The organism is Verrucomicrobiales bacterium, from assembly GCA_016793885.1.
GTDB lineage: Bacteria > Verrucomicrobiota > Verrucomicrobiia > Limisphaerales > UBA11320 > UBA11320.
Map to the genome: position 1 here is coordinate 1 of JAEUHE010000250.1, position 22,651 is coordinate 22,651.

The 22,651-nt window shown below is 57.8% G+C and carries 14 protein-coding genes and 1 tRNA gene; 12 read left to right on the forward strand and 3 right to left on the reverse strand.

All coding sequences use genetic code 11. The features are described 5' to 3' along the window. The 6 genes from JNN07_27680 to JNN07_27705 form a co-directional block, all read left to right on the forward strand. A partial coding sequence (locus JNN07_27680) for a hypothetical protein (protein ID MBL9171544.1) occupies window positions 1-234 on the forward strand: 234 nt, incomplete at its 5' end. 32 nt (window positions 235-266) lie between these two features. Continuing rightward, window positions 267-662 (forward strand): hypothetical protein, encoded by a 396-nt coding sequence (locus JNN07_27685; protein MBL9171545.1) that lies wholly within the window; start codon window positions 267-269, stop codon window positions 660-662. Window positions 663-1,975: 1,313 nt separating this feature from the next. Beyond that, window positions 1,976-3,544, forward strand: a complete 1,569-nt coding sequence (locus JNN07_27690; protein ID MBL9171546.1) for a hypothetical protein — start codon at window positions 1,976-1,978, stop codon at window positions 3,542-3,544. Window positions 3,545-3,984: 440 nt separating this feature from the next. After that, entirely contained in the window at window positions 3,985-4,158 is a 174-nt protein-coding gene (locus JNN07_27695) for a hypothetical protein (GenBank protein MBL9171547.1), read from the forward strand. A gap of 3 nt (window positions 4,159-4,161) precedes the next feature. Next, a complete protein-coding gene (locus JNN07_27700) occupies window positions 4,162-4,809 on the forward strand; it encodes a hypothetical protein (protein ID MBL9171548.1) in 648 nt (215 codons plus the stop codon). A gap of 314 nt (window positions 4,810-5,123) precedes the next feature. Further along, window positions 5,124-5,885 carry a sigma-70 family RNA polymerase sigma factor gene (locus JNN07_27705; GenBank protein MBL9171549.1) on the forward strand — a complete coding sequence of 254 codons (762 nt, stop codon included), beginning with the start codon at window positions 5,124-5,126 and terminating at the stop codon, window positions 5,883-5,885. Window positions 5,886-5,909: 24 nt separating this feature from the next. On the opposite strand, the gene JNN07_27710 is transcribed toward JNN07_27705, so the two are convergent. Both JNN07_27710 and JNN07_27715 read right to left on the reverse strand, forming a co-directional pair. After that, window positions 5,910-8,804, reverse strand: coding sequence for a serine/threonine protein kinase (locus JNN07_27710; protein ID MBL9171550.1), 2,895 nt, complete (start codon window positions 8,802-8,804; stop codon window positions 5,910-5,912). A gap of 321 nt (window positions 8,805-9,125) precedes the next feature. Then, window positions 9,126-11,645 carry a hypothetical protein gene (locus tag JNN07_27715; protein MBL9171551.1) on the reverse strand — a complete coding sequence of 840 codons (2,520 nt, stop codon included), beginning with the start codon at window positions 11,643-11,645 and terminating at the stop codon, window positions 9,126-9,128. A gap of 1,144 nt (window positions 11,646-12,789) precedes the next feature. Between JNN07_27715 and JNN07_27720 the strand changes: the two genes are divergently transcribed. The 4 genes from JNN07_27720 to JNN07_27735 all read left to right on the forward strand — a co-directional run bounded on the left by JNN07_27720 (window position 12,790) and on the right by JNN07_27735 (window position 16,801). Further along, a tRNA-Arg gene (locus tag JNN07_27720) sits at window positions 12,790-12,866 on the forward strand. A gap of 12 nt (window positions 12,867-12,878) precedes the next feature. Next, entirely contained in the window at window positions 12,879-13,661 is a 783-nt protein-coding gene (locus JNN07_27725; protein ID MBL9171552.1) for a hypothetical protein, read from the forward strand. A gap of 280 nt (window positions 13,662-13,941) precedes the next feature. After that, a complete protein-coding gene (locus JNN07_27730) occupies window positions 13,942-16,026 on the forward strand; it encodes an acetylxylan esterase (protein MBL9171553.1) in 2,085 nt (694 codons plus the stop codon). Window positions 16,027-16,204: 178 nt separating this feature from the next. Continuing rightward, complete coding sequence (locus JNN07_27735; GenBank protein ID MBL9171554.1) at window positions 16,205-16,801, forward strand: carbohydrate-binding protein; 597 nt, start codon at window positions 16,205-16,207, stop codon at window positions 16,799-16,801. Between the two features lie 11 nt (window positions 16,802-16,812). On the opposite strand, the gene JNN07_27740 is transcribed toward JNN07_27735, so the two are convergent. Beyond that, window positions 16,813-19,536 carry a HEAT repeat domain-containing protein gene (locus JNN07_27740; protein ID MBL9171555.1) on the reverse strand — a complete coding sequence of 908 codons (2,724 nt, stop codon included), beginning with the start codon at window positions 19,534-19,536 and terminating at the stop codon, window positions 16,813-16,815. 859 nt (window positions 19,537-20,395) lie between these two features. Here JNN07_27740 and JNN07_27745 point away from each other — a divergent pair. Together JNN07_27745 and JNN07_27750 are read left to right on the forward strand one after the other, a co-directional pair. Continuing rightward, the gene (locus JNN07_27745; protein ID MBL9171556.1) at window positions 20,396-21,775 is read left to right on the forward strand and encodes a Gfo/Idh/MocA family oxidoreductase; all 1,380 of its coding nucleotides are present in this window, start codon (window positions 20,396-20,398) and stop codon (window positions 21,773-21,775) included. A gap of 246 nt (window positions 21,776-22,021) precedes the next feature. Continuing rightward, window positions 22,022-22,468: a VOC family protein gene (locus JNN07_27750; GenBank protein ID MBL9171557.1), complete on the forward strand. Its 447-nt coding sequence runs from the start codon at window positions 22,022-22,024 to the stop codon at window positions 22,466-22,468. Window positions 22,469-22,651: the final 183 nt, after the last annotated feature.

Genomic DNA, 22,651 nt, shown 5'->3' on the forward strand with positions numbered 1-22,651 from the left:
CGTTTATCAGCGCAGCCAGGGATCCCCGCAGCGTCAACCTTTGTGACAAGAGCTGAAGCCGAGGCAGCTGTTTCCGGGGCCTTCAATGCCAACGCTGCTCAGGTGAGTAGTTGGGTCAATGCTGGCGCAAGCGGTAAGCTGATATTGATGCACGCTTGTCTCGCAGCGGTCTTGGTCCGACCGGAACGGATGTTATTCGCATTACGGGCTCCGGAAGAGGAGCCAGTACACTAATCGGATCGGGAACAATCCCACCGTCTTGATTTATGAACCAAGCTTTATGGGAAATGCCGGTCTCGTCATCGGCGCTAACCAGAGGTCCAAACTTCTCGATTCTGTTGAAACGGGAATGCGAACTGTCGTTCTACGTCGAGGCCGATGACGGCGATAAAAAGGCAGGAATCGTCTTCGATGGCGTTGAGGCCTATAAATGCACGCACATGACCGCTCGTAGCGTCGAGATGATCCACAGCGCCTACGACAAGCTTGTGAGGCTTGAAGACTCATCGTGGCTGACAGAGGTGAAGGCTAATAGTGCCGAATACTACGCGAAGAGACAGCTGACACCAAAGGAACTCCAACACTTAATGATTCGCTTCGACGGCGGGCCGTGCTACGAAGTCATTTGTACGGGGTTTAATGCGATAGGCGACGAAGGCTAAATTCTGGGTGTCGCCCACAGATTTTATAGAAAATCCAACCGCGCTCAAGCCGTGGCTCGGGATGTGAGTCACTCGCGCCTGTGACACCGCCCATGTGTTCTTTGGGTCGCTACTGCTTCACCACTCTACGAACACTTTCCGACACATTGATGCATGGCTTCAGAATGCGGCAGAAACGCGAAAAATGTCTCTGACACCAACCCTGGAAAAGCACCTTGAGGGACGGATTTGAAGATAATCTGCTGGCGGCCCATTCAACTATGGCTCGGTGCTTTTTGTTGGATGGTTCTATGTAGGTTACTATCAATGGTTGCGACCTTCGGCTGCAAAAGGCCGATCTTTAATTGTGATTGTTGACATGTCTTTCTATTGAGCCAGTCCTCCTTCACTTTCTCCTCGTCAAATTTCCAGCCACAGTTTATCTGGTGGTCATGGCAAGGGCCTGGACCTCCATTGAATCCAGATCGGACGCGGACGGCCGTTTCCACACGACTCGCTGGGGGGGGTGTTTTCGGCGCAAGTAACGGACTCGCAGCCCGACTCTCGGGCCGCTCTGAACGAACTCTTCGCCTCCTACTGGTTGCCCTTGTATGGGTGGACGAGTCGCAAGGGCAATGACCCCATTGCTGCTCAGGATCTGACCCAGGCGTTTTTTTCTCCTGCTCCGGGGCGACGCGCTTCGGCAGGTAGACTCCAGCAAAGGCAAGTTTCGATCGTTCCTCCTCGCCTCCTTCCAGAATTTTCTCGCAAATGAGCATGACAAACAGATGGCGCTGAAGCGGGGATGGGAGATCCGTCCTGCTCCCGCTGGATGACCCGTCCATCGAAACCCGGGTCACGGCTCTGGCAGCTACCGACGCGACTCCAGATGTGGCTTATGATCGGGCTTGGTCGGTGACCTTAATCCAGCGAGCTTTGGAACGTCTCCGCCATGACTATGCTGACGCTGCGAAGTCAGACCAGTTCGTGTTGTTGCAGCCTTATCTCTCAGCCGATTCCTCGGCTCCCCCCTATCAGGAAACTGCCGAACGAATGGGAATGTCTTTGAGCGGGGTCAAGATGTCGCTCCTGCGGCTTCGATTTGGGAGAGGGTTGGAGCCTCCCATTCGCGCATCCCGTCGACGCTCGCAGTGAGCACCTGCTGCCGAGACTACGCAACCTATTGTTCATCAACGATAGATCTCTAGTCCCGGGGCGAAATCGAGGCTAGGATTCCGCCGTGCTCTTGGTTCCCGTTATTCCAACGGCGCGCTGAAGTCTGCTTGAACTTGATACTGGCCCTGCTACCCGAGGCTGCGCAGTATCCCCGCCGCATGAGTAAGTCATCCAAGCGCCGACCGTGTCCTGCAGCTGGCCGAGAGATCACCGCCGCGGAGTGCGGTGCGGGAAGGCAGAGCCGTTTTGCTTGTCCTGCTGACTGCCCGTTTAATCCGTTCGCACCCCAAAACTACTCGGACTACCTCGAGTTAGAAGAGTCGTTTGACCTGGCGATGATGGAGCGATTGAGGCTGGGCGGATCCGATCCCGCTAGCCTGCAAAAGTCCTATTTCGAGCGACTGACGCCGAAGGACACCTTCGGAATCTCGTCGGTCCTTGCTTGGCATTGGTTCTTCCTGGTGGACGCCCAGGGCAAGACGTTGGTTGACCGATGGGAAGCGGAGAACTTCTCTGGCCTCAAGAATGACCATCGCGTCCTGATGGGCTATCGGAGAAAGTCCCGGATAGCTTTGCTCGAGGTGCACCGGCTGGTTGGCATGGAACAGATGGAGGTCGTGGATTTGCTTGAGTCGAATTCGGCGCCTTTTGTCCTTCATGATAGGGCGCTGGCTTCGACGGCGGTTCGGTTCACGGTCTGGATCGCATGGGTGCATGCAACGCCTCACTACCACCGAATCATAGGGTCCATTGGCAACCTGGTCCAGGTGCGTGCGATGGAACCTCGACAGGTTCTACTGGAGCTTTGCCGGCATTTGGGCGGTCCTGAGGAGCCCTCAGCGTTACGACGATGGTTGGCGGAGAACCTGAATGAGGTGATGGACGCCTCTTCGGCAACCCAGCAGGCTCGGCACTACGATATGATTCAGCGGTTGGAGGCCGACTTGATCCAAGCCGATTACTCGTTGAAGGTGCCCATCGCCGATTTCTGTAAGTGTCTGGAGGGGCAGGGTGACGTTGTTTCGGCGCCTCTCGCCGAAGCCGAGCGCCTCGAAGGCTATGATGCCGGTTGGGTCGTGCTGCATCGTTCTTCGGCATCTGGGGCGCCCGGGAACACCCAGGGCGGCGCAGACTTCCGACTGGGCCGTATCCTCCTCGGACCATCTGGCTGCCGTATTGTCGCCGTGGGCACTACTAGTTTTGGGATGCTTCAGGCGATCTTCGAGTCGGTGGCGGGTCCAGCCGCTCAATTTGTCTCCAAATCTTGCGAGGATCTTCGGCCTCGGCTGAGTCCAGACGCGACTCCTCCGGACATGACGCTGGTGCCGCCCGCGCTGATGGTAAACCCGACGAAGTTGGAATTCGCCCAGAAAGCGATTCCCTCTTCCGATCCGTTTGGCCCCAGCGACGAAGACACAAAGAAGGTCATGCACGAGGCGGATCGGGCGTTCCTGGAGGAAGGAGTGCCCGCTCTCGAAGGAAAAACGCCGCGCGAGGCCGCCGCGGATCCCAGGCTCCGCCCGGTGTTGATCTTGCTCATGAAAGAGCGCATCCGGACTTGCGACGAGCGGAATCTTGTCAATGGTGAGACCGAGGATATGAACTGGATGCTTGTGGAGCTGGGTTTGAACGAGATTCTCTTTGACCCTCCTCCGCCTCGAGACCGGCCGCCCGTGACCAATCCACCGCAGGACGGGACGAATGCGAAGGATTGGGACGAGGAATGAATGGACGCAGGTGAGATCCTGCAGATGGATCTGAACCTGCCACCTGCTCCCGCGCTTCGCGAACGTCCGTTGATAGTCGATGACATCGACAGGATCGCCCGACCGGGGCTGTGGAAAGTCCATCTCTCCAGGGGCGGCAGTCTTCAAGCGTCTTAAGGCGCGGAGTTCCTGAGGGATGTTCTGGACGAAGTTGAGCTGGAACTGGGGCGCGTAGCGTTCCTTAAAAGACGTGGTTGGCATCGAGTCATTCGACCGAATAGGGTTAGGGTGTTTCATTCAACAGCCCTTTAACGTATCCACTTATGAGCTCTCGGCGCCACCGCCAGGCAGGGGCTCGCCTCGGACACGATGCAGGGGGGCAGGGGGGGGCTCACGTGGTTCTCAGTGGAAACTTTTGGGCTTGTTTGTCACCGAGGCGGCTGCTTTCGTTTAGTGTTGGTATGGACAGATACTCGGGTTTCCAGGATGGAATGGGCGAGGATTTCTCGGCCTCTCACGGACTCTATGGCCAACTGCACGGTCGAAATCATCCGCTGCTCCTCAAAGGCGTCGACTGCCGCTTCAAGGTCACGGGTGATCTTGCCACCATCCATATCACTCAGCTCTTCTATTAATCACTGAAGGAACCGGTTGAATGCATTTATTGTTTCCCCGTTCCGGCGACCGCGTCGGTGTATCACTGCGAGGTGGTGGTGAACGGGAAGCTAATCCGCGCCAGGGTCATGGAGCGGGAGAAGGCTGAGTTTGTAACCCGCGAACGCAAGCTGCTGGGAGAGCGAACATTTCTGTTCAACTTGCCCGGCGTGAATTGGTTCCGACTCGAACTTGGAAATGTCCAGCCGCAGGACCGAATCCTGGTCAGTCTTTCATACTTCCAGACGATACAGAGGCTTCAGGAAGAGTGCACTCTCCGTATCCCCTTCGCCCCGGGCATCCGCTATGTTCCGTCGCCCAAGGCGCAATTTCCGCCACAGCTACATTCCTCTCGCGTCCGCAAATCGTCGGTGTCTCCGCTCAAGGTCGCCAACCTGGGACGGTTGGATGATCCACCTCGCTATCCGGCAGACGACCCGCGAGGGGCTCCGCTCTTCGTTCAGGGTGAGATTCAGGATAGCTCTGGGACTGTGACGGATGTTGAGACGATTCAGCACCCTTTGGGAGCCACTGGGGCGGGAATTTATCCAACCCAGCTGGCCGAGGCGCAGGTCGGTAGGGTGGGTTGCGATTGGGTGGTGCGGTGGAGTCGGCACTTCTCAACAGAGTAGCGCGAAAGAGTTTCCGGCGAAACACATGAAAACCAGGTGAACAAGCCCTTCGTCCAGAACCCGGACCCTATTGGATACTGTCGTCCTGGTTTGTTCGCGGGAGTCGGATGGATCTCACGTAGAGCATGGCCGCCTCGGTCCGGGTGTGGACATCAAGTTTGGCGAAAATCCGACCGCCAGGGATGTTGTGGATTTCCAAGCCGAATTAGGAAATCACCGTAGTGAGGCTCCAAGCGTTGGTGTATAGATCCTGCTGCTCCGAGTCTGAAGATTTCGACTCGTCAACCCTACTGACAAGCCTTTAGCATTTCTTCATGGCAAGGGCCTGGACCTCCATTGAATCCAGCTCGGACGCAGACGGCCGTTTTCACACGACTCGCTGGGGGATGGTGTTTTCGGCGCAAGTAACGGATTCGCAGCCCGACTCTCGGGCCGCTCTGAACGAACTCTGCTCCGCCTACTGGTTGCCCTTGTATGTGTGGACGCGTCGCAAAGGCAATGACCCCATTGCCGCTCAAGATCTCACCCAGGCGTTCTTTGTGCACCTCCTCCAGGGCGATGCGCTTCGGCAGGTGGACCCCAGCAAGGGCAAGTTTCGATCGTTCCTTCTCGCCTCCTTTCAGAACTTTTTGGCAAATGAGCATGATAAAGAGACGGCTCTGAAGCGAGGTGGTGGTTCTGTGATTTTGCCTTTGGATGATCCGACGCTCGAGGCTCAGTTCGCCGGCTTGGCCGCGACAGAACCGCCTCCTGACGTGGCTTACGATCGTGCCTGGGCGCTCACGCTGCTTCAGCGGACCCTGGAGTTGCTTCGGCGCGAGCACGTCGAATCCGGGAAATTGGATCAGTTTGTCCTGCTCCAGCCTTATCTGTCGGCCGATTCTGCCGGCCCGCCCTACGGGGAGACTGCTGAACGATTGGGGATGTCCTTGAGTGGCGTTAAAATGGCCATCCTCAGACTGCGGCGAGAGTTCGGAGAAGCTCTTCGCAATGAGATCGCACAAACAGTGGCTAAGTCCGGCCAAGTGAATGAGGAATTAAAAATTCTGTTCGGTGCCCTGTCCGGCAATGACTGAGCTCTCCGTGCCTCCGACCGGCTGCTAAGGGACCTTTTGCCATGCGCCGCCCGCTTCGATGTGGGAGAGGGGGGGGGCCTCCCACTTTCGCATCCCATCGATGCTCGCCGTGAGCAGCACGGATCCCTGTTGCGCGAACGCAAACGCCGGTTGCATCGGGTGTCCTCGGAGAGTAAGTAATTGTTGTCCGCTAAACGGTTGCCAGAAGCGTACAGTTCCATCCATGGCGCTCGTGACAACGCGGCTGTCGTCCGGTGAGAATTGAACAGCTGCAAAACCCAGTCGGTCGGCTCGGAGTCGCGACCGCGCTAGCCCCGTGGAAGGATCCCAGACATGGGCTGTTGCATCAGCTCCTCCCGAGACCAGCCATCGTCCGTTTCGCGAGAAGCCGATGGAGAGGACTTCTGAACGGTGTCCGCTCCATTGGTTGACCATCCGGCCAGTTGACGTATCCCAAATTTGGAGGATTCCATCCGCACACCCCATGGCGAGCGTGCCTCCGTCGGGCGCGAAGCCCATGCTGAGGCAGCGGTTGGTGAGAGTCCAGGAAACTGCGCGCTGCGGACGCATGCGTTCCCAGACGCAAACGAGGCGGTTCTCGCCAATGGCGCAGAACTTGGCTCCATCGAGAGAGAATTCCAGGGACGGCACCCCTCCGCCAGGAACGATAAGAGTGGTTCGAGTCGATAAGTTCGTCACGCTCAGCAAGGCTACCTGACCCCCTTTGGCCCCAACAGCTATCCACGATCCATCCGGACTCAATGCCACGCGTTCCCCAGGGACTGAGCCCAGGGAGCGTTCCGTGAGCATATCCCAGATTTGAATCATCCCATCAGACCTGACTCCGGCCGCCACTCCGGCGTCACGCGCGATTCGGCAATGCCCGATCCCAGCCGCCAACGGAGAGAACGACGCCGCTTTTGCTCGGGGAGTTTCTCGCCAAACTCTTACGGTTCCATCCCTGCCACCGCTGACCAAGCTCTGCTGGTCTGGGCTGTAACCAAGGGTCCAGACATCTCCAAGATGTCCCTTGAGGTAGTTCAGCGGCGCGTGGGTTGCGACATCCCAAACTACAATGCGCTCGTCCCCACTTCCACTCGCCAGGCGTTTGCCGTCTGGAGAGAAGGCCAAAGAGACACAGGGCAGTTCGTGGCGGACTAGGCTGGCGAGCTGAGAGAAACCTTTTGTGTCCCATAATTTCACCGCTGGCTCCCATCCGCCGGATGCCAGCAGCGTGCTGTCCGGAGAGAACTGTAAGGCTTTCACCACCCATGGGTGAGGGTTGAGTGTGGCTAAGGGCAGCCAGGTAGCGGTATCCCAGATCACTAACATATTGGTGGGCGAACCACTATAGTCCTGGCAACCGGAAGCCAGGAACTTTCCATTCGGCGAGAAGGCAATAGATCGGATAGGCCCTTGTTTGCCTTCCAGGGTTCGTTGTAATTTACCCGTCGCCGCCTCGATGATCTGAATCTGGCCCCGGCGCCCTCCAATGGCGAAAAGTCCTCCATCCGGAGCAAAGTCGAGAGCATTGGCCGCATTCCAGGCGGTGCTCTCCCGGATAAAACGCTTTTGACGCGTTGCCACGTCTAGGAAAGCTACTTTCCCGTTCTCCGTTCCCACCACAATATTCTTACCATCGGGAGAAAGTGCCATCGACCGTACCCCCGCCGACAACGGCACGGCGTCGATCAATTTCCAAGGAGAGGTCGCCCAGAATTTAAGGATGGCATCCCTCCCGCCCGAAATCAAAGTGTCTCCTTGCGGTAAAAATGCAATCTTCCGCACTTCGTTCGAGTGATTGCCGATGGTCAAGGCAGCGTCACTTTGACAGCGTTGCCAAAGGTATCGCCACTCCCATCCCCGGATATCTCGCTGACCTGGGGCGGCACGGTATCGATCCAGCAACTCTACAGCATGCTCGAGGCTCGCTTCGTCGATCGCTCGAGAGGCAAGGTTCATGTCGGCGACGTAGGCATTAATCCTGGCTTGATGAGCCTCCGTGCGTGCACGCTGCCATTGCCAGATGATCCCCGCCATACCGATCCAAGCGATGAAGTTGATGGCGATGGCGAGCGACGCCACCATGGGGTTGCGCCGAGCCCACTTCAAGAGCTTCTCCCTAGTCGTTGCTGGCCTGGCGAGTATGGGCTCGTGCCTCAACCACCTGTCCAGATCGTCTGCGAATGCCTCCGCTGAAGCGTATCTGGCCGAGGGTTCTTTCTCGAGGCATTTCAGGCAGATCGTGGACAGGTCGCGATCCAAACCAGGGCAATGTTGATGTGGGGCGACAGGGGACTGATCGCGAAGCTGAATGAGGACCTCCAGAGGCGTCGGCCCCAGGAAGGGCGGTCGGCCTGTGAGTAGTTCGTAGAGAATCACTCCTAGGCTATAAATATCGGCTGAGGTCGTCACCAGGTTCCTGCCGGAAGCCTGTTCAGGAGCCATGTAGGTCGGGGTGCCAAGCATCTCTCCGGTGGCCGTGACGGAGCTCTTCAAATCGAGGCGACGTGCGAGTCCAAAGTCAGTGATATGTGGGCTGCCCTGTGCGTCGAGTAGCAGATTCTCTGGTTTCAGGTCGCGATGCAGGACCCCGTGAGTGTGGGCGAAATGGATGGCACGGGCCACAGTGGCCACCAGGAGTGCTATCCCTCGTGTGCCCGCCTCCTCCCTCAACTCTGGAAGCCGTTCGCGCAAGGTTCCACCCTCGATCAACTTCATGCTGAAGAAGTTTCGGCCTTGATGCTCGCCGATCTCATACAGAGGGACGATATTTGGATGGTCAAGTTGCGCTACCGCCTCCGCTTCTGACCGAAAGCGCGCTAACTCTCTGGCATCTGCGAGTTCCCCAAACCGAACGACCTTGACTGCTACATAACGCTTAAGGCTGAGCTGGCGAGCTTTGTAGACCACGCCCATGCCTCCCCGCCCCAGTTCCTGCTGGAGTTCGTAGTCTCCTAGGACTGGCGGGCGCTTGTCGGTCGTCCCAGGGATTGGTTCACTTCCATTAACCCCTGACGCTAATTCGCCTCCCGCTACGGCGAGGCCGATGCGGAGGAGACAGCGTGGGCAATGACCGTTTACCTGATCAGGCAGGACATGGTCTCCACACACAGGGCACTGAATAGACGATCTCAAGCACAGGTCTCCGTTGGCGTTGCTATCCTGATAAGCTGCGGCTCAGGACGATTATGAGCCTCGGTGCCCGCGAAACTGCAATTGAAATCTACAACAACTGATTCAGAAGTTCGTAATGCCTAAAGTGGCGCGATAGTAGACCTGGGGTTCTTCGGTTGGGCTGATGGCCACCTCCAATGGCGTCTGTGCTTGCAAATGGGTCGAGATGTCGGTCCAGGACGAAAGATCGCTGCTCTGCTGGATCACGTAGTCCAGCCCGGAGTTGCCTTCGATGCGGATCATGGCTTGCAGCTGCGACTTCGAGAGAAGCGTCAGCCGGATAGGCATCAGGGGTTTCACAGTGATCTCGAACGAGGTGTCGACTCCGATCGGGGGTAAACCGTTGTCCGCAACGTTCAATTTGAACGAGTGCGTGGTGCCGGCTAACCCAGCGCTGGCTTTCCAGCTCACCTGTCCATCCGAACCCGAAACCGTGGCTCCCGCTGGCCCGCTGACCAACGTGAAGCCGAGTTGGTTTGCCGGAAGGTCTGAGTCCGAAACAGTCGGGGTGAAGCGGACGAGAGCCCCCGGCTCGACGATCTGATTCTCGATCCTGCTCCATACGGGCGCGGAATTCACTTCCTTGACGGCAAGGGGGAAACTTTTTCTCACCGTGAGGTTGGGGATGCCGTTGTCGGTGACCGCGACGGTCACGATCCGCTCCATAGGGCCTTGCGCCTCGGTGGGTGTCCAGTGAATGACGCCTTGAGCGTCGATTTCCATCCCTTCGGGGGACTCCGTCAGACGATAGCTCAGAAGCTGCGGCGGCAGATCATCGTCCGTGGCAGTGGAGACGATGGAAGCGACGGAGAGTTCATCGATCGATTGCAGGGAGAGGACCGGAAGGATGGGCCTAACATTGATGACCTGGATGACCGCTGCGGCCGGAAGATAATCGTCGCGCATGCCCACGTCGTTCGACGGGAACACAAAGGTGGCGAACTGTCCTTCACGCGTCGCTGCGTTAAGCCAGGGAAAACTGCTTCGCGCCGCCGGATAGAAGTCATCCAGAAGCGATGCCTCGAGGGTTCCATCGAGTGTGGCCGATCCAGTGACCGCTAGCCGATCATAGGATTGGTCACCATTGATCTGGATGAGAACGCGAGCGTCGGATCGCAGACGGAGCGATCCTTGAATGGTGATCCCCCCGACGGAGTTGGATCCGGGGGACACGGCGGCATTGCAGTCGACCGATCCGGCGAGGATGCCACTCCCGGTCAATCGTCCGCCGTTCAAGGTCATAGTGGCCATACTCTTGAGCTGGCCACCACTTAGGCGCAATTCGCCGGAGCTTTGCTCGAAGGGAACCGTAGCTAGGTCAAGAACACCTTGCTGCAGGTCAAGTAAGCCTTCGTTGGTGAGGCGGGGTGAAGGGATGAGGATGGATGGTTCGGAGGATTTTCGGAACGTCCCACGGTTGAGGATGTGACTAACGGGGAGTCGGCTCGTGCTGATGAACCGGGGTTGTGAGAGTTGGCAGTCGACTAGCTCTTCATTGACGATGAGAGTGCCTTCTTCGAGCCAGATATTGCCACCCGTCCAGAGAATGGTCCCGCGGTTGGTCAACGTTTGCCCGTAGAACTCGTGGTCGCCATCCGTCTGGATGGTCAGCGTTGCTCCGTCGGCGAGCGTGGTAGACCCAGGTCCCGTGAAACGTCCTCGGTTCCAAACGAAGTTTCCCCGGAGCTGATGCGTGCCGGTGAGCGTAGCGGTTTCCAGTTCCAGTTTGTCGGCGGAGATGGTTCCGTTCAAGGAGTAGAAGACGGCGTTGATCAGGGCAATCCTTCCCGCCCCGCTGAACTGCGTGCCGTCTAGAAACGAATGTCCTTGGGAGAAGATGAGCGAAGCTCCCGTCTCGCAGCTGAACTCACCCTTGGATTGACCTTGCACGGCGACCTCGAGTGATCCTTTGAGCACCTCCACTTTCCCTTCGTTGTTCAATGCGGGCGCAAGGATTCGGAGAGCGACCTCATTGCTGTGGCGAAAGATGCCGCGATTGATGATGTGACTGGCCGGGTTTCGGCTTGTGCTGATGAACCGAGGTTCGGACAACTGACTGTCGATGAGCCCTTCATTAACGACGAGAGTGCCTTCTTCGAGCCAGAGATTGCCACCCGCCCAGAGAATGGTCCCGCGGTTTGTGAGGGTCAGTCCGTAGAACTCATGGTCACTCGCAGCGTCGAAAGTCGACGTGGATCCTTCGGCGAGAGTCACAGCCTCGGTGCCTGAGAGATTGCCTCGAGACCATTGAAGCGAGTTGAGCACCAGGAGCGGACCGTTGACACGCAGGTTGGCACCCAGCATTTGGACGTCCTTGACGGTAACTGCACCATCGATGTTCACCACCCCTGCGCCTAAGGTGGCTCGATCGGCGGCTCCTGGCACTCCGTTAGGGCTCCAATTTCCAGGATTGAGCCAGTTGTTGCCGTTGGCTCCTGTCCAGGCGAATTCAGCTGCCTGCAAGATCGGATGCGTTAACGCCAGGATTGCCAGCAGTCCTAAAAGGGTGGCCGTGCGTCTGAACGATGTTAAGGATCGATAAGGACTTACGACTGTGCTTGGGCTGGATACTTCCGAGTTCATCCCCTATTGAATCGGGAATGCTATTCCACGATGACAAACAAACTTGGAGCCGACGACCATGATCCCGTCACCCGGCTGTGTTGATTTGAGAAATTCCGCACGACTATCCTTTTGGCCGATGCGCCGCGATGTCCGAAGGGGAGGAGAAAGGATCAGTTGCCGCAAAACAGCTCAGGCCTGGGAAGCAGGGACTTCCGCATTAGCCGCAAAGATCGAAAGAAGACGAAAGAAGGAGACGATGCGGGGTCAGTGATTTCCTAGGTCTGGAATTTTTTCGTCATCTTTCGTTTCTTGCGGCTAAAAGAGCTGTCCGGCCTTTATCTTGGTGTAAGCGGCGAGCCTCGGATAATTCTTTACCGAGGTAATAGAGAACAGACCTGGTTTCGGTCTCCCTCTGGTTTTCACATAGCGTCCATCGCGTCCATTGCGGTTTAAAAATTCGAGCCCTTTTGGATCGGACGGGGAGGGAGGTTGAACCGCGATGGACGCGATGTGAGAAGGGGAGGAGAAAGGATCAGTTACCGCAACACAGTTGAGGCCAGGGAAGCTGGGACTTCCGCATTAGCCGCAAAGATCGAAAAAAGACGAAAGAAGGAGACGATGCGGGGTCAGTGATTTCCTAGGTCCGGAATTTTTTCGTCATCTTTCGTTTCTTGCGGCTAAAGGATCGTTGGGGTTTTGTTTGGTCCATCGCGGTTCGAAACTCGGCCCTCGCCTTCCGACGCGGATGGAGTTTGAAAACCAACAAATGAGCCGCCATGCATTTGATAATTCGGATATCAGGATTCATGGTTCTATCTCGGTCAAGGTATCAGTTGCCCTCGATCCACCTTGATGTAAAATAGAGCGCGTTAGATGAAGCACGACACGAACATCTGGATCCCCGCAATTCCGAGCACGTCATTTCCGACGGTGCTTCGGATCTCGGCTCCACTGCGAGCGATCGGTTTCATTCCTTCCACCGGCCTCAGGAAAAGACCTAACCAGCCAGACGTGAGCAGGTAGGTCCAAAGTCAGAGCCGTTTTTTGAACCCTGCTTGCCGCGCTGCGAGCGGGGTTTTCTGTTTCTACATCTCTCGGCAGCTGGAGCAGCCGAATCCCCCGTCTTAACCGTTTGACCCCAGTTCCAATTATTTACCCATACGCATCTGTAGCTCAATTGGATAGAGCGAGGGCCTTCTAACCCCAAGGTTGCAGGTTCGAGTCCTGCCAGATGCACCAATTTTTACAATTATGAACCAAGACGAAACCGACTATTTGAGTGAAGCAGAATTAGACGCCTTTTTTAACGCCCTCTTCCCACACGGCATTCTTGGGAATGACGTATTGAACGAGTTTGGGCCCGGCCTGAAGTGGAAGTTTCCCACCTGGCGATCGTTGGCACGAAGCCTATTCACGCTGGTTCCCGGATCCTGGCAGCCCCAGTTCAGTATCGAGATAGCGAACACCAAGTATGAGTCTAGAACATCTCTCGGAAGCCGAGTGCTGGAGGCGGAACACCCACAGTTCGTCCTGCATGTGGCGCAGTGCTTGTGGGATGTGTTTTCCGATAACAACCAAGTGATCACCGCAGATGGCCGTGGCGTGGGCAACTGGGGTTTTCGGGGCTGGTCCCATTTCATGAACGAGCAGATCACGAAGACGAGGGAACTGTGGCGGGAGGAGGACTACTTCTATTTTGGTCTGGGTGATTATCAACACTCCCATGTCTATGATGTGAACGAGATCCACCTGATGATTTTCCGTCGTTTGAAGGCTCAAGGGGCAGATTGGCTTTACAACCCTCCCGAGAATTTTCTGATGATGTTGGGTGAAACCGCCTCGGACGTGGGTGCGAGCCGTTCTGGGAAGCGCCTATGCCCGGAGGAGGAGGCTCTGATCAAGGATCTTATAGCCATGCGCGAGGCTCTTCCAGGGATGCATCAAGGCCTGCTTGGAACGGTGTGTTCCGATCCGCCGCCGGTGGCAGCCTACCGAAGCATTTATGGTCGCAACCCCCGAGGTTGGCTATCCTAGTGAACCCTGCTGCCGCACGAGGGACTCCCGCATTAGCCGCAAAGATCGAAAGAAGACGAAAGAAGGAGCCGGACTTAGGGACCGTGCAAAAGTAACTTCGGGTTTTGGCGGGAGCGCTGCCAGGCCAGATAAGGCGGTAGGAAGGCGCATCCCCGAAGTGGGTCTGCTCGTCTCTCATGCCTTGCCAGCGTATTAGAATTCCTGCCTCGCCAGCAGGCGCTTGGGGCATTACGTTCGGATCCTGCTGACTGAAGCATCCGCTCAATAAACTAAACCAGGTATGAACCGTCGCAAATTTCTTCGTTCCGGCGCGTTACTGGGTGGTTTGGCGCCCTTGGCCACCGCCTCTCTCCTTCCTGTGCCGACGTCGGCCTGGGCCTATCCTTCTCAAGTCCGGCGAGTGGCCAGTCGCCAGGTCCCTTCCACCAACATCCGCGACTATCTATCGCGGGAAGCTCAAAAAATCACCGATGGTGCGCTGGCCGACCTGCCCAACCCCACCGCCCTGCGGCGCTTGTTGCCTCAAAAGCGACGACAGTATTTCGAGATGATGGGGTTGGATGAGGAGTGCTTGCAACGGCGCATGCCCCCGACCGTCACGGTGACCGGGGTCGTTGAACGCCCCAACTACCGCATCGAGAAGCTTTACTATGAGAGTGTGCCGCGGCTGTTCATCAGCGGGAACCTCTACGTGCCCAATCACCTCGCAGGTCCTGCGCCCGCGGTGCTGTATGTTTGTGGCCACGCCAAGAATCAGCGGCACTATTTTCAAGCTCATGCTCGTCGTTTTGCGGAGCTGGGCTTTGTGTGCCTGATCGCCGAAACCATCGAAGCTGCCGAACTTGAGGGGTCCCATCATGGCTGTTATAACAAAGGGTGGTGGCATTGGTACTCGCGCGGCTACACCCCCGCCGGAGTTGAGTTGCTTAACGGAATCCGCGCGCTGGATTTACTCGCGGCGCGTCCTGAGGTCGATCCGGCGCGGCTCGGCGTGACGGGCATGTCGGGCGGTGGAGCGGCGTCCTGGTGGATAGCGGCAGGCGACGAGCGCGTCAAGGTCGTCGCTCCGGTCTGCGGCACGGCGACGTTGTTCTCCTACATTCATGACCGCACGCTCGACGATAACTGCGACTGTATCTGGTGGAACAACACTTACCGCTGGGATCTTGCTGATGTCGGAGCACTGATTGCCCCGCGTCCGCTGCTCATCGCCGCGGCAGATAAGGACGTTTACTTCACCCTGGAGTCCACGCGCCGAGTCTATCATCAGTTGAGGCCGATTTACCGTCGAATGGGACATGCCAGGCAGCTTCGGCTGGTCGAAACACCGGGACCACATGCCTATCACCCGAACTCTCGCACCGAGGTGTTCTCCTGGTTTATGAAGCACCTGAGGGGGCAATCCATCCCGGCGGCTGAAATCGAGGACGTGGACGAACGTCCGGAACGACAGGAATTGGCTGAGGTGCTCCGCGTCTTCATGAATGGCGCTCCTCCCGGTCAAATTGTCACTACTATCCAGGACGAGCTGTTTACAGCACCTCAGGTTGCGGAGGTGGCCGATCCTGCTGCGCTCGCTCGCGAGCGCGAGCGCGTGAGAGCTGCTTTAACCGAGAAAACCTTCCGTGCATTCCCCGTCAAGCCGCCGGCGTTGGATGTCCAGATCGAGTACGAATTCGAGCATAACGCGGCCGGTCATCGGTTCGCATTCACTTCCGAGGTCGGTTGGCGACTTCACGGGCAACTGCTTCACCCGAAACCTCTTTCTTCCAAGGCTCCCACGGTCGTTGCCCTGCTCTCGCCGGGTGAAGGTCGGCACGGTACGCGAAACTTTTTGTCACAAATCAAGGCCCCTTGGTGCGGTGTTGCGTTCGATCCCCGGGGGACTGGCGACACTGCTTGGGGCGCGGAGCTTAACTGGCATCTACGTCGTGCGGCCGCCTGGACGGGCCGCACCCTCGCCTCGATGCGGGTTTGGGACACCTTGCGTGCTTTGGAAGCCGTCAAGGAGCTTCCTGAAGTTGATCCTGAACGGCTCTCGCTTGCGGCACGAGGGGAGATGTGTGCGGTCGCGCTCTATGCGGCGTTGCTTCATGGTCGGGTTCGCACTCTGTTTCTTGAGAATCCTCCGGCAACTCAAAACGCCGGGAGTGATCCGGAGGGTCGTGGTCCAGCTATCGAGATGTTGAACTGCCTTCGCATCATCGACCTCCCTCAAGTTGCGGGTCTGTTGTGGCCCACGGAACTGGTGTTCATTGGCGGCGCGCCGACAACCTACGATTGGGCGCAGGAGCTTTACGGTCGACTCGGTGCTCCGGGTCGTATCACTCGGGTCAGAAACATCGAGGAGTGGAAGAGCGCTTGAGCGTCATCGGCCTGGCCAGTGAATTCTTGGGTTCGGAACGTTTTTCGTCATTTTTCGTTTCTTGCGGCTAAAGGAGCGGTCGGGATTTTAGCTTGGTGCAAGTAGGCGAAGCCATGTCCGGCGCGGTGGACACCGAAATTGATTTGATTCGGCCGTAGTTCGTGGGTAACCACGGTACATGCGCACACGCTTTCAGCTCGCCGTCGTTTTGGTCCTCTCGGTCACGATCGCTCCTATCGGTTGTTCAACCTCGGGGACGACGGACGAGGCCTCCTTCCATAACGGCTCCCGTCCTTACAAGAGTCTCGTTATTCCGGGGATGATCGAGTTGGAGGACTTCAATGAAGGCGGGGAGGGTGTGGCCTATCATGATAAAGAACCTGAGAATCTGGAGAAGAAGCTTCCGCCTTACCGAGACACCGGCGTCGATCTCGAATGGCGTGAGGCGGCCAGCGGCAAGTTCAACTTGGGCTGGACGAGGCCCGGAGAATGGTTGGTTTATACGGTCGACGTGAAATCTGCGGGCACCTATCGCATCGACATGCACGTTGCTTGCCAGGGACCGGGGGGACAGCTGCATTTGGAGTTCAACGGCGTAGACCGCTCCGGGCCCATTAAGATTCCGGACACGGGTGGCTGGCAAAATCTCAAGCCTTTCTCTGTCGATGGGATCAAACTGGTTGCCGGCCGACAGACCATGAAGGTGGTCATGGATGTAGGAGGGGAATCCGGGTCAATCGGCGACATCGATTACTTGAAGTTCATCAAGCAGTGAACTACCCGAATCTACGGGCCACGCAACCAGCGGATCAGGTCCGCCAGATCTTGGGGTTTCAGTGCCGACTCGAATCCCGTGGGCATTAGGGAGAGCTTGGAAGGACTAAGCGTGGAGATATCGGTCCGCAGGATAGGTTGATCCTGCCCTCCGGCCAGGCGCAGAACGATGTTGTTAGCCGTTTCCGTTGAAACCATGCCTTCCAACGTCTCACCTGACTTCAGTTCAATCTTCCAAGCGGAATAGCGAGCCTCCACAGTCTGACTCGGATCCAGGATGGCGGTCAAAAGCCACTCGGTTGGCTTGGTGCTCACCATGCCGAGGTCCGGTCCGACCTCGTGCCCCTCGCCGCGCAGCCGATGGCAAGGAAGACACAGGGTCTGGAACTGTTTCCTGCCCTGCGCTGGATCGCCGGAGAGCTTCTCGATTCCGGAAAAGGTGGCGATGACTTGTGCCCGATCGGGCGAAGAGGCAGTCAGCTGGATCGGAGCGGCGGCTTTCGGGACGGGTGCCTTCGAGTCCAGTAGGCGGAAAAGCGGGCTGTCGGGCGGAAGGGATGACATCACCGCGATGCGCAGCAGTTCGTCCGCATCCTCTCGAGCGACGAGTTGGCGTAGCGCGGGTTCCGCCACCGCCAGAGGCCATGCCCCGAGAGAAAAGGCGACCTGCAAGCGCACGCTGGCATCACTATCCCCCGCCATCGCCACAACGGCCGCCAGAACTTCCTTCGAGGAAGGTTCAAACGCCTCACTCTGACGAAGAGCTTCGCGTCGCACCTCTGGATGAGGGTCCGCCAGGGTGGGTAGGAGCGTTTCCGTTGTGAGTTTTCCGAGTAGCCCAAGCGTGGCCAGTGCTTGCACGCGAACTTGCGGCGCGTGCGTTAAGGACAGTAAGGATTGGAGCGGTAACGTCGTTGAAAGACTGGCCCGTTCTACCAAGAGCCGTTGTGCCATGTCACGCTGCCAACCGCTGGGACTGTCCATGGCGACGACGAGTTCGCCCGGGTTCAGCTTGGAGAGGTTGGGAATCGTTCGTCGGGGCTTGTCTTCCGGAACGACACGATAAATCCGGCCTTTGTCCTCTCCAGCCCGCAGGTCGAGCCGCGCTTGCATCTCGGCGGAGATCCACTCGGGGTGCTCCAGGACAAACCGATACATGTCGGCAACGTAGAGTGCGCCGTCGGGCCCGGTCCTGGTCGTGATGGGGCGAAACCAATTGTCGGTGCTGGCGAGAAATTCGCTGTGTTCCTCTCCTTTCGCCCGATGGCTGACAAATCCGGAGCCTGCTCTCGAAAGGACCTCTCGATGCACCACGTTGTGCACCGGTTCGCTGGCAAAGATGGTCGTGGCAAACTCCGGGCCGAAAAGGTCATCGCGATACGGGGTGGGGCTGCACCCACTGGTCGTGTGGTTGAGGAACTCGGGCTGATTGGGACGGATCATCGAAGGGCTGATCGGAAATACCCGGCTTGAGTTTTGGTAGTTGGCCAGGACGTGCAGCACGCGCTTCACCGCCAAGCGGGGATTCCGCCGCAAGTAATGTTCCGGCAGGGTTACGTGCCAAAGCCAGGTGGGATTGTTGTTCCCGAACCAATTGCCCCAGTCGTCCCGACGGCGACCGAACTGCGTTTGGGCGGACACGGTCTCAAACTCTCCGGTTTCGGGACGGAAACGGATGTCGCGACCGCTGATGGACAGGGACTTCCCGGTCGCCATCGATTTCACGGTTCCGCCACTGTCCCCGTTGGCTGCATAAATCCAGCCGTCCAACCCCCACTCGAATCCGTTGAAGCGATGTTGCTGGTTACCCGGTGTGAATCCGGTGAATAGAACTTTCCGAATGTCAGCCCTGCCATCCCCATCGGTGTCCTCGGCATAGATCAGATCCGGTGCGGCCGCGATCAGGGCGCCCTTTTTCCAGGGCATCACACTGGAGGGGAATCCGATGCCTTCCACAAACGACGTTGTTTTATCGCAGCGGCCATCGCCATCGGTATCCTCGATGACCTTCACCACCCCACCCGGCCGGCCTTTGCCATCGATGCCGACCGGATAGTCCCGCATTTCAACAACCCACAGGCGGCCATCCGGTCCCCAGTCGAAAGCCACGGGATCGATGACCACCGGCTCCGCGGCCACTAATTCCACTCGAAATCCTGATGGCACGCGCAAGGAAGCGAGCCCTTCCTCAGGAGATTTGGGTGGTGGCATGTCGAAGGCGATCAGTTCCTGAGGTTTGATTCGGTCGACCGCGGCGGGGTTCCCGTCCACCCCTGGTCGCGTGACGATCAGCTGCCCATCCACGATCGTCACCTTCGCGCCAACCAGTGGAGGAGGCTCGTTCTTCGCTCCGGTGCGCGCAGCTGCCCGTACCAGTTGTGACCAGCCGCGGAGCCAGCCGAGTTCCGGCCGTACATTCTTATTCCAAAGATGGATCGAATAGCGTTCTGAGTTGGAGAAGAGAACGTCGTCAAACCCGTCGCCATTGAGGTCTACGAAACGGAGTCCGGCATCCAGGCCATTGGCGTCCACCAGTTGTACATCGGCAGGCAAGGCGTAGCTTGCCCTCTCCCAGCTTTTAGTCTTTGCCACCCATGTGTGGATTTCATTGGTGGACGAATTGCTAATCAATTGTTCCTTGAGGCCGTTTCCATCGAAATCATGGTAGAGTGTGCTGGGAGGGAAGACCGCCGGGATAGGTTGCGCGGACGTAGAGAACTGACTGACCAGGGTCATCGTCAGCCTGATCCACACGCTAAGGCCATGGCAAGCGAGGGTGGAGCATCTGGATGGATTGCTTCGCATATCGTGTGTTGGAGGGTCACTTTCCAGCGACATCTCCAGCGAGGCTGCTGATTTGGTTGCATGCGTTCACCATATTGACTCCACTCCATACGGTATGTATGGGGATGCCACAAGCTTTAGGAAAGTTCAGCCCTATGGAGTGCGGCAGCCCTCTCTCATCTTTACCTCCAAAGATGGCGACTAGACAAGCTGGGCAACGTCAGCGTTTCACACGTTGTCGGCAGGTCCCGAACCCGCAGGGTTCAAAGAGATCTAGCCCGGGGTGCTCGCACCCCCGGAACTGTTAAAGGTACGGAGCATCGCGCAGCGATGCCACCGGCCTCTGCGACTTGCGTCACCCGCCTCAAGGAACCAAATCAGTTTCGTCAGTCCATTCGTCGACGGGTGGCACGCCTTTCAGGGTGCGGCGGAAACGGGAACGGAACTCCGGGGATCTTCGATCGCCCGGCTAATCTCTTTGAACCCTGCGGGTTCGCGGCTTCGGCAGCAGGAATTCTTGCGAAGAAGTAAGGATCTCCTACAACTTGTCTAGTCTCGATTTTTAGCGGTAAAGATGGGGTCGTGCCACCGCGGTCAATAGTGCGAGTGGGTTCCCCAAAGACGTGGTCGGATGAGGGTTATAGTTCCGTTCTCCGGTAACCCTCTACCGCGTGTTAGGACCTGACGGAGTCGGGAATTCCTGCTGGCGCGGATGCGCCCTCACCCGGAAATAATCACACCCCACTTCACCCCAGGCCAATCCTTTCCTTGAGCTCGGACGGTTTCCGTGTATCAATCGGGGCAAGCCACTATGAATATTGAACGACAAACTCCATCGTTTTCTCCTGTCACGCGCCGTACCTTTCTCCGAAATGGTGCCATCCTGACCGCTGGCGTCGCGGCTCTCTCACTGCCTGCGCGCGCCCAGGTTAACAAGAATAGCAAGCTTCGCATCTTCCAGGCGGGCGTCGGCGGCATTGGTGGCCTGCAGCGCAACGGCCTGAGAGGACATCCACAAGTCGAATGGGCGGGCTTTTGTGATGTCGACAGCCGGGAACTCGATAAGATCAAGAAGGAGCATCCCAACGCGTGGACCGTGAGCGACTATCGCGAAGCCTTCGCTAACAAGGCCTCAGACTTTGACGCGGCTATCGTGGATGTTCCTGATTTCCACCATGCCCCGATGATGCTCATGGCGATGAAACACAATAAGCACATGTTCGGCCAGAAGCCGCTCGTGCATCAGCTCGCGGAGCTTAAGATGATTCGCGATGGCCTCAAGGCGCGTCCGGGGCTCGTCACTCAGATGGGCAATCAGCGTTCCTGCAATCGAGGTCGGATGGTGTCCGTGGAAATCCTGCGCCAGGGCCAGCTCGGACGGCCCGTCGAGGCGTGGGTATGGACTGGGGGCGTGTCGAGGGGGCATTACTTCGCCGATCCCTGGAGCAACTACACGGCCGCGAAACCTGTTCCTGAGTATTTGAACTGGGATCTGTGGCGTGGGCCATTGGAGCAGGAGATGCCCTACAGCGAGGACCTGGCACCCCGTCGCTGGCGGGCGTTCTGGGAGACCGGTGGCGGTCAACTGGCTGATTGGGGCTGCCATCTGCTCGACCTGCTCTATTTCGCTTACGATCTGCCTTCTCCCGAGGCGGTTATCACCCACACGCCCAAGCCCTCCGGCGTGGGTCATACGGCGCACAATCAGAGCACGTTGACCTATGCGGGCGGTGGCAAGTTCGCCCGGGAAAAGTTTGTAGTTCACTACAACGACGACGCCCTGCTGCCTTCGTTTGCGGCACTGAATCTCCCGCCAGTGAAACCGGGAGCCAACCACACCATGGTTGTCTGCGAAGAGGGGACGTTGTTGTTGCAGGCGGATGGCTCCCCCCAGATCTTCCGCAAGGGCAAGGAAGTGGAGGATGAGCCCATGCCTAAGGTCGCCCCACGCAACCATTGGAAGGATTGGGCGGACAATTGCCTGGGCGATCATAAGCCTCTGTGGACTCCGTTCGATATTGGATCTCGAATCACGGAACCGGCCCTGCTGGCGGTCAAGGCGACACGTTATCCGGGGGTGGAACTGCGTTGGGATGCGGCCAACTACCGTTTCACGAACCACGACAAGGCGAACGAGACGATCGTTTCGAGGAACTACCGCGCCGGTTTTGCTCCGCCGTCGCTCTCCTGAGTCGGCGTGATCTCCGGTGAACTCTAACCTGGGTGGGCCGCCAAGGCGGCGCCACCCAGGACCCGTTGCGGTCCAAAGCGGCCTCAACGGTCAGATTGTGGATGGGTAAAGGGGTTGTTCGTCGTGGAAGGATGTTGAGCCCGGCCAGCAAAACTTGTCCTCGGGGTGGGAGTTCGAACGTCGAGTAACGGAAGGGGCGGCCCGAACTAAGTGGCCGAACCTAACCTAATGACCGAGCAACAAACCATGAATGCACCAACCAGCAACCGAATGATCCAACCGTACCTCTTTTTCAATGGCCGCTGTGAAGAGGCGATCGCTTTCTACCGTCAGGCGCTGGGAGCCGAACTAGAGATGATGATGCGGTTCAAGGAAAGCCCTGATCCAACTCCCCCTGGCATGCTACCTCCCGGATTTGAAAACAAAATCATGCATGCTTCCCTGCGCGTGGGGTGCGTCTTGCTCATGCTGTCGGACGGATGCTCCCCGGAGGCCGCGCCTTTCAGCGGGTTCTCACTGTCCCTGACGGTGGATACGGAAGCCGAGGCCACCAGCACTTTTCAGGCACTTGCCGAAGGGGGGCAGATCCGCATGCCCCTGGGGAAAACCTTCTGGTCTCCCTGTTTTGGAATGGTGGAGGATCGCTTCGGCGTTGGATGGATGGTGACAGTGCCTCCACCGGCGGAGGCTTAGCCTAAAATGGAGAATTGAAGGGTCGGCAGGGCCCGAACCCGCAGGGTTCAAAGAGATTTAGCCGGGGGTGCTCGCACCCCCGGAATTGTTAATGGTACGGAGCATCGCGCAGCGATGCCACCGACTTCTGAGACTTGCGTCACCCGGACTCAAGGAGCCTACTCCGTTTGTTCGGTTAGGCTA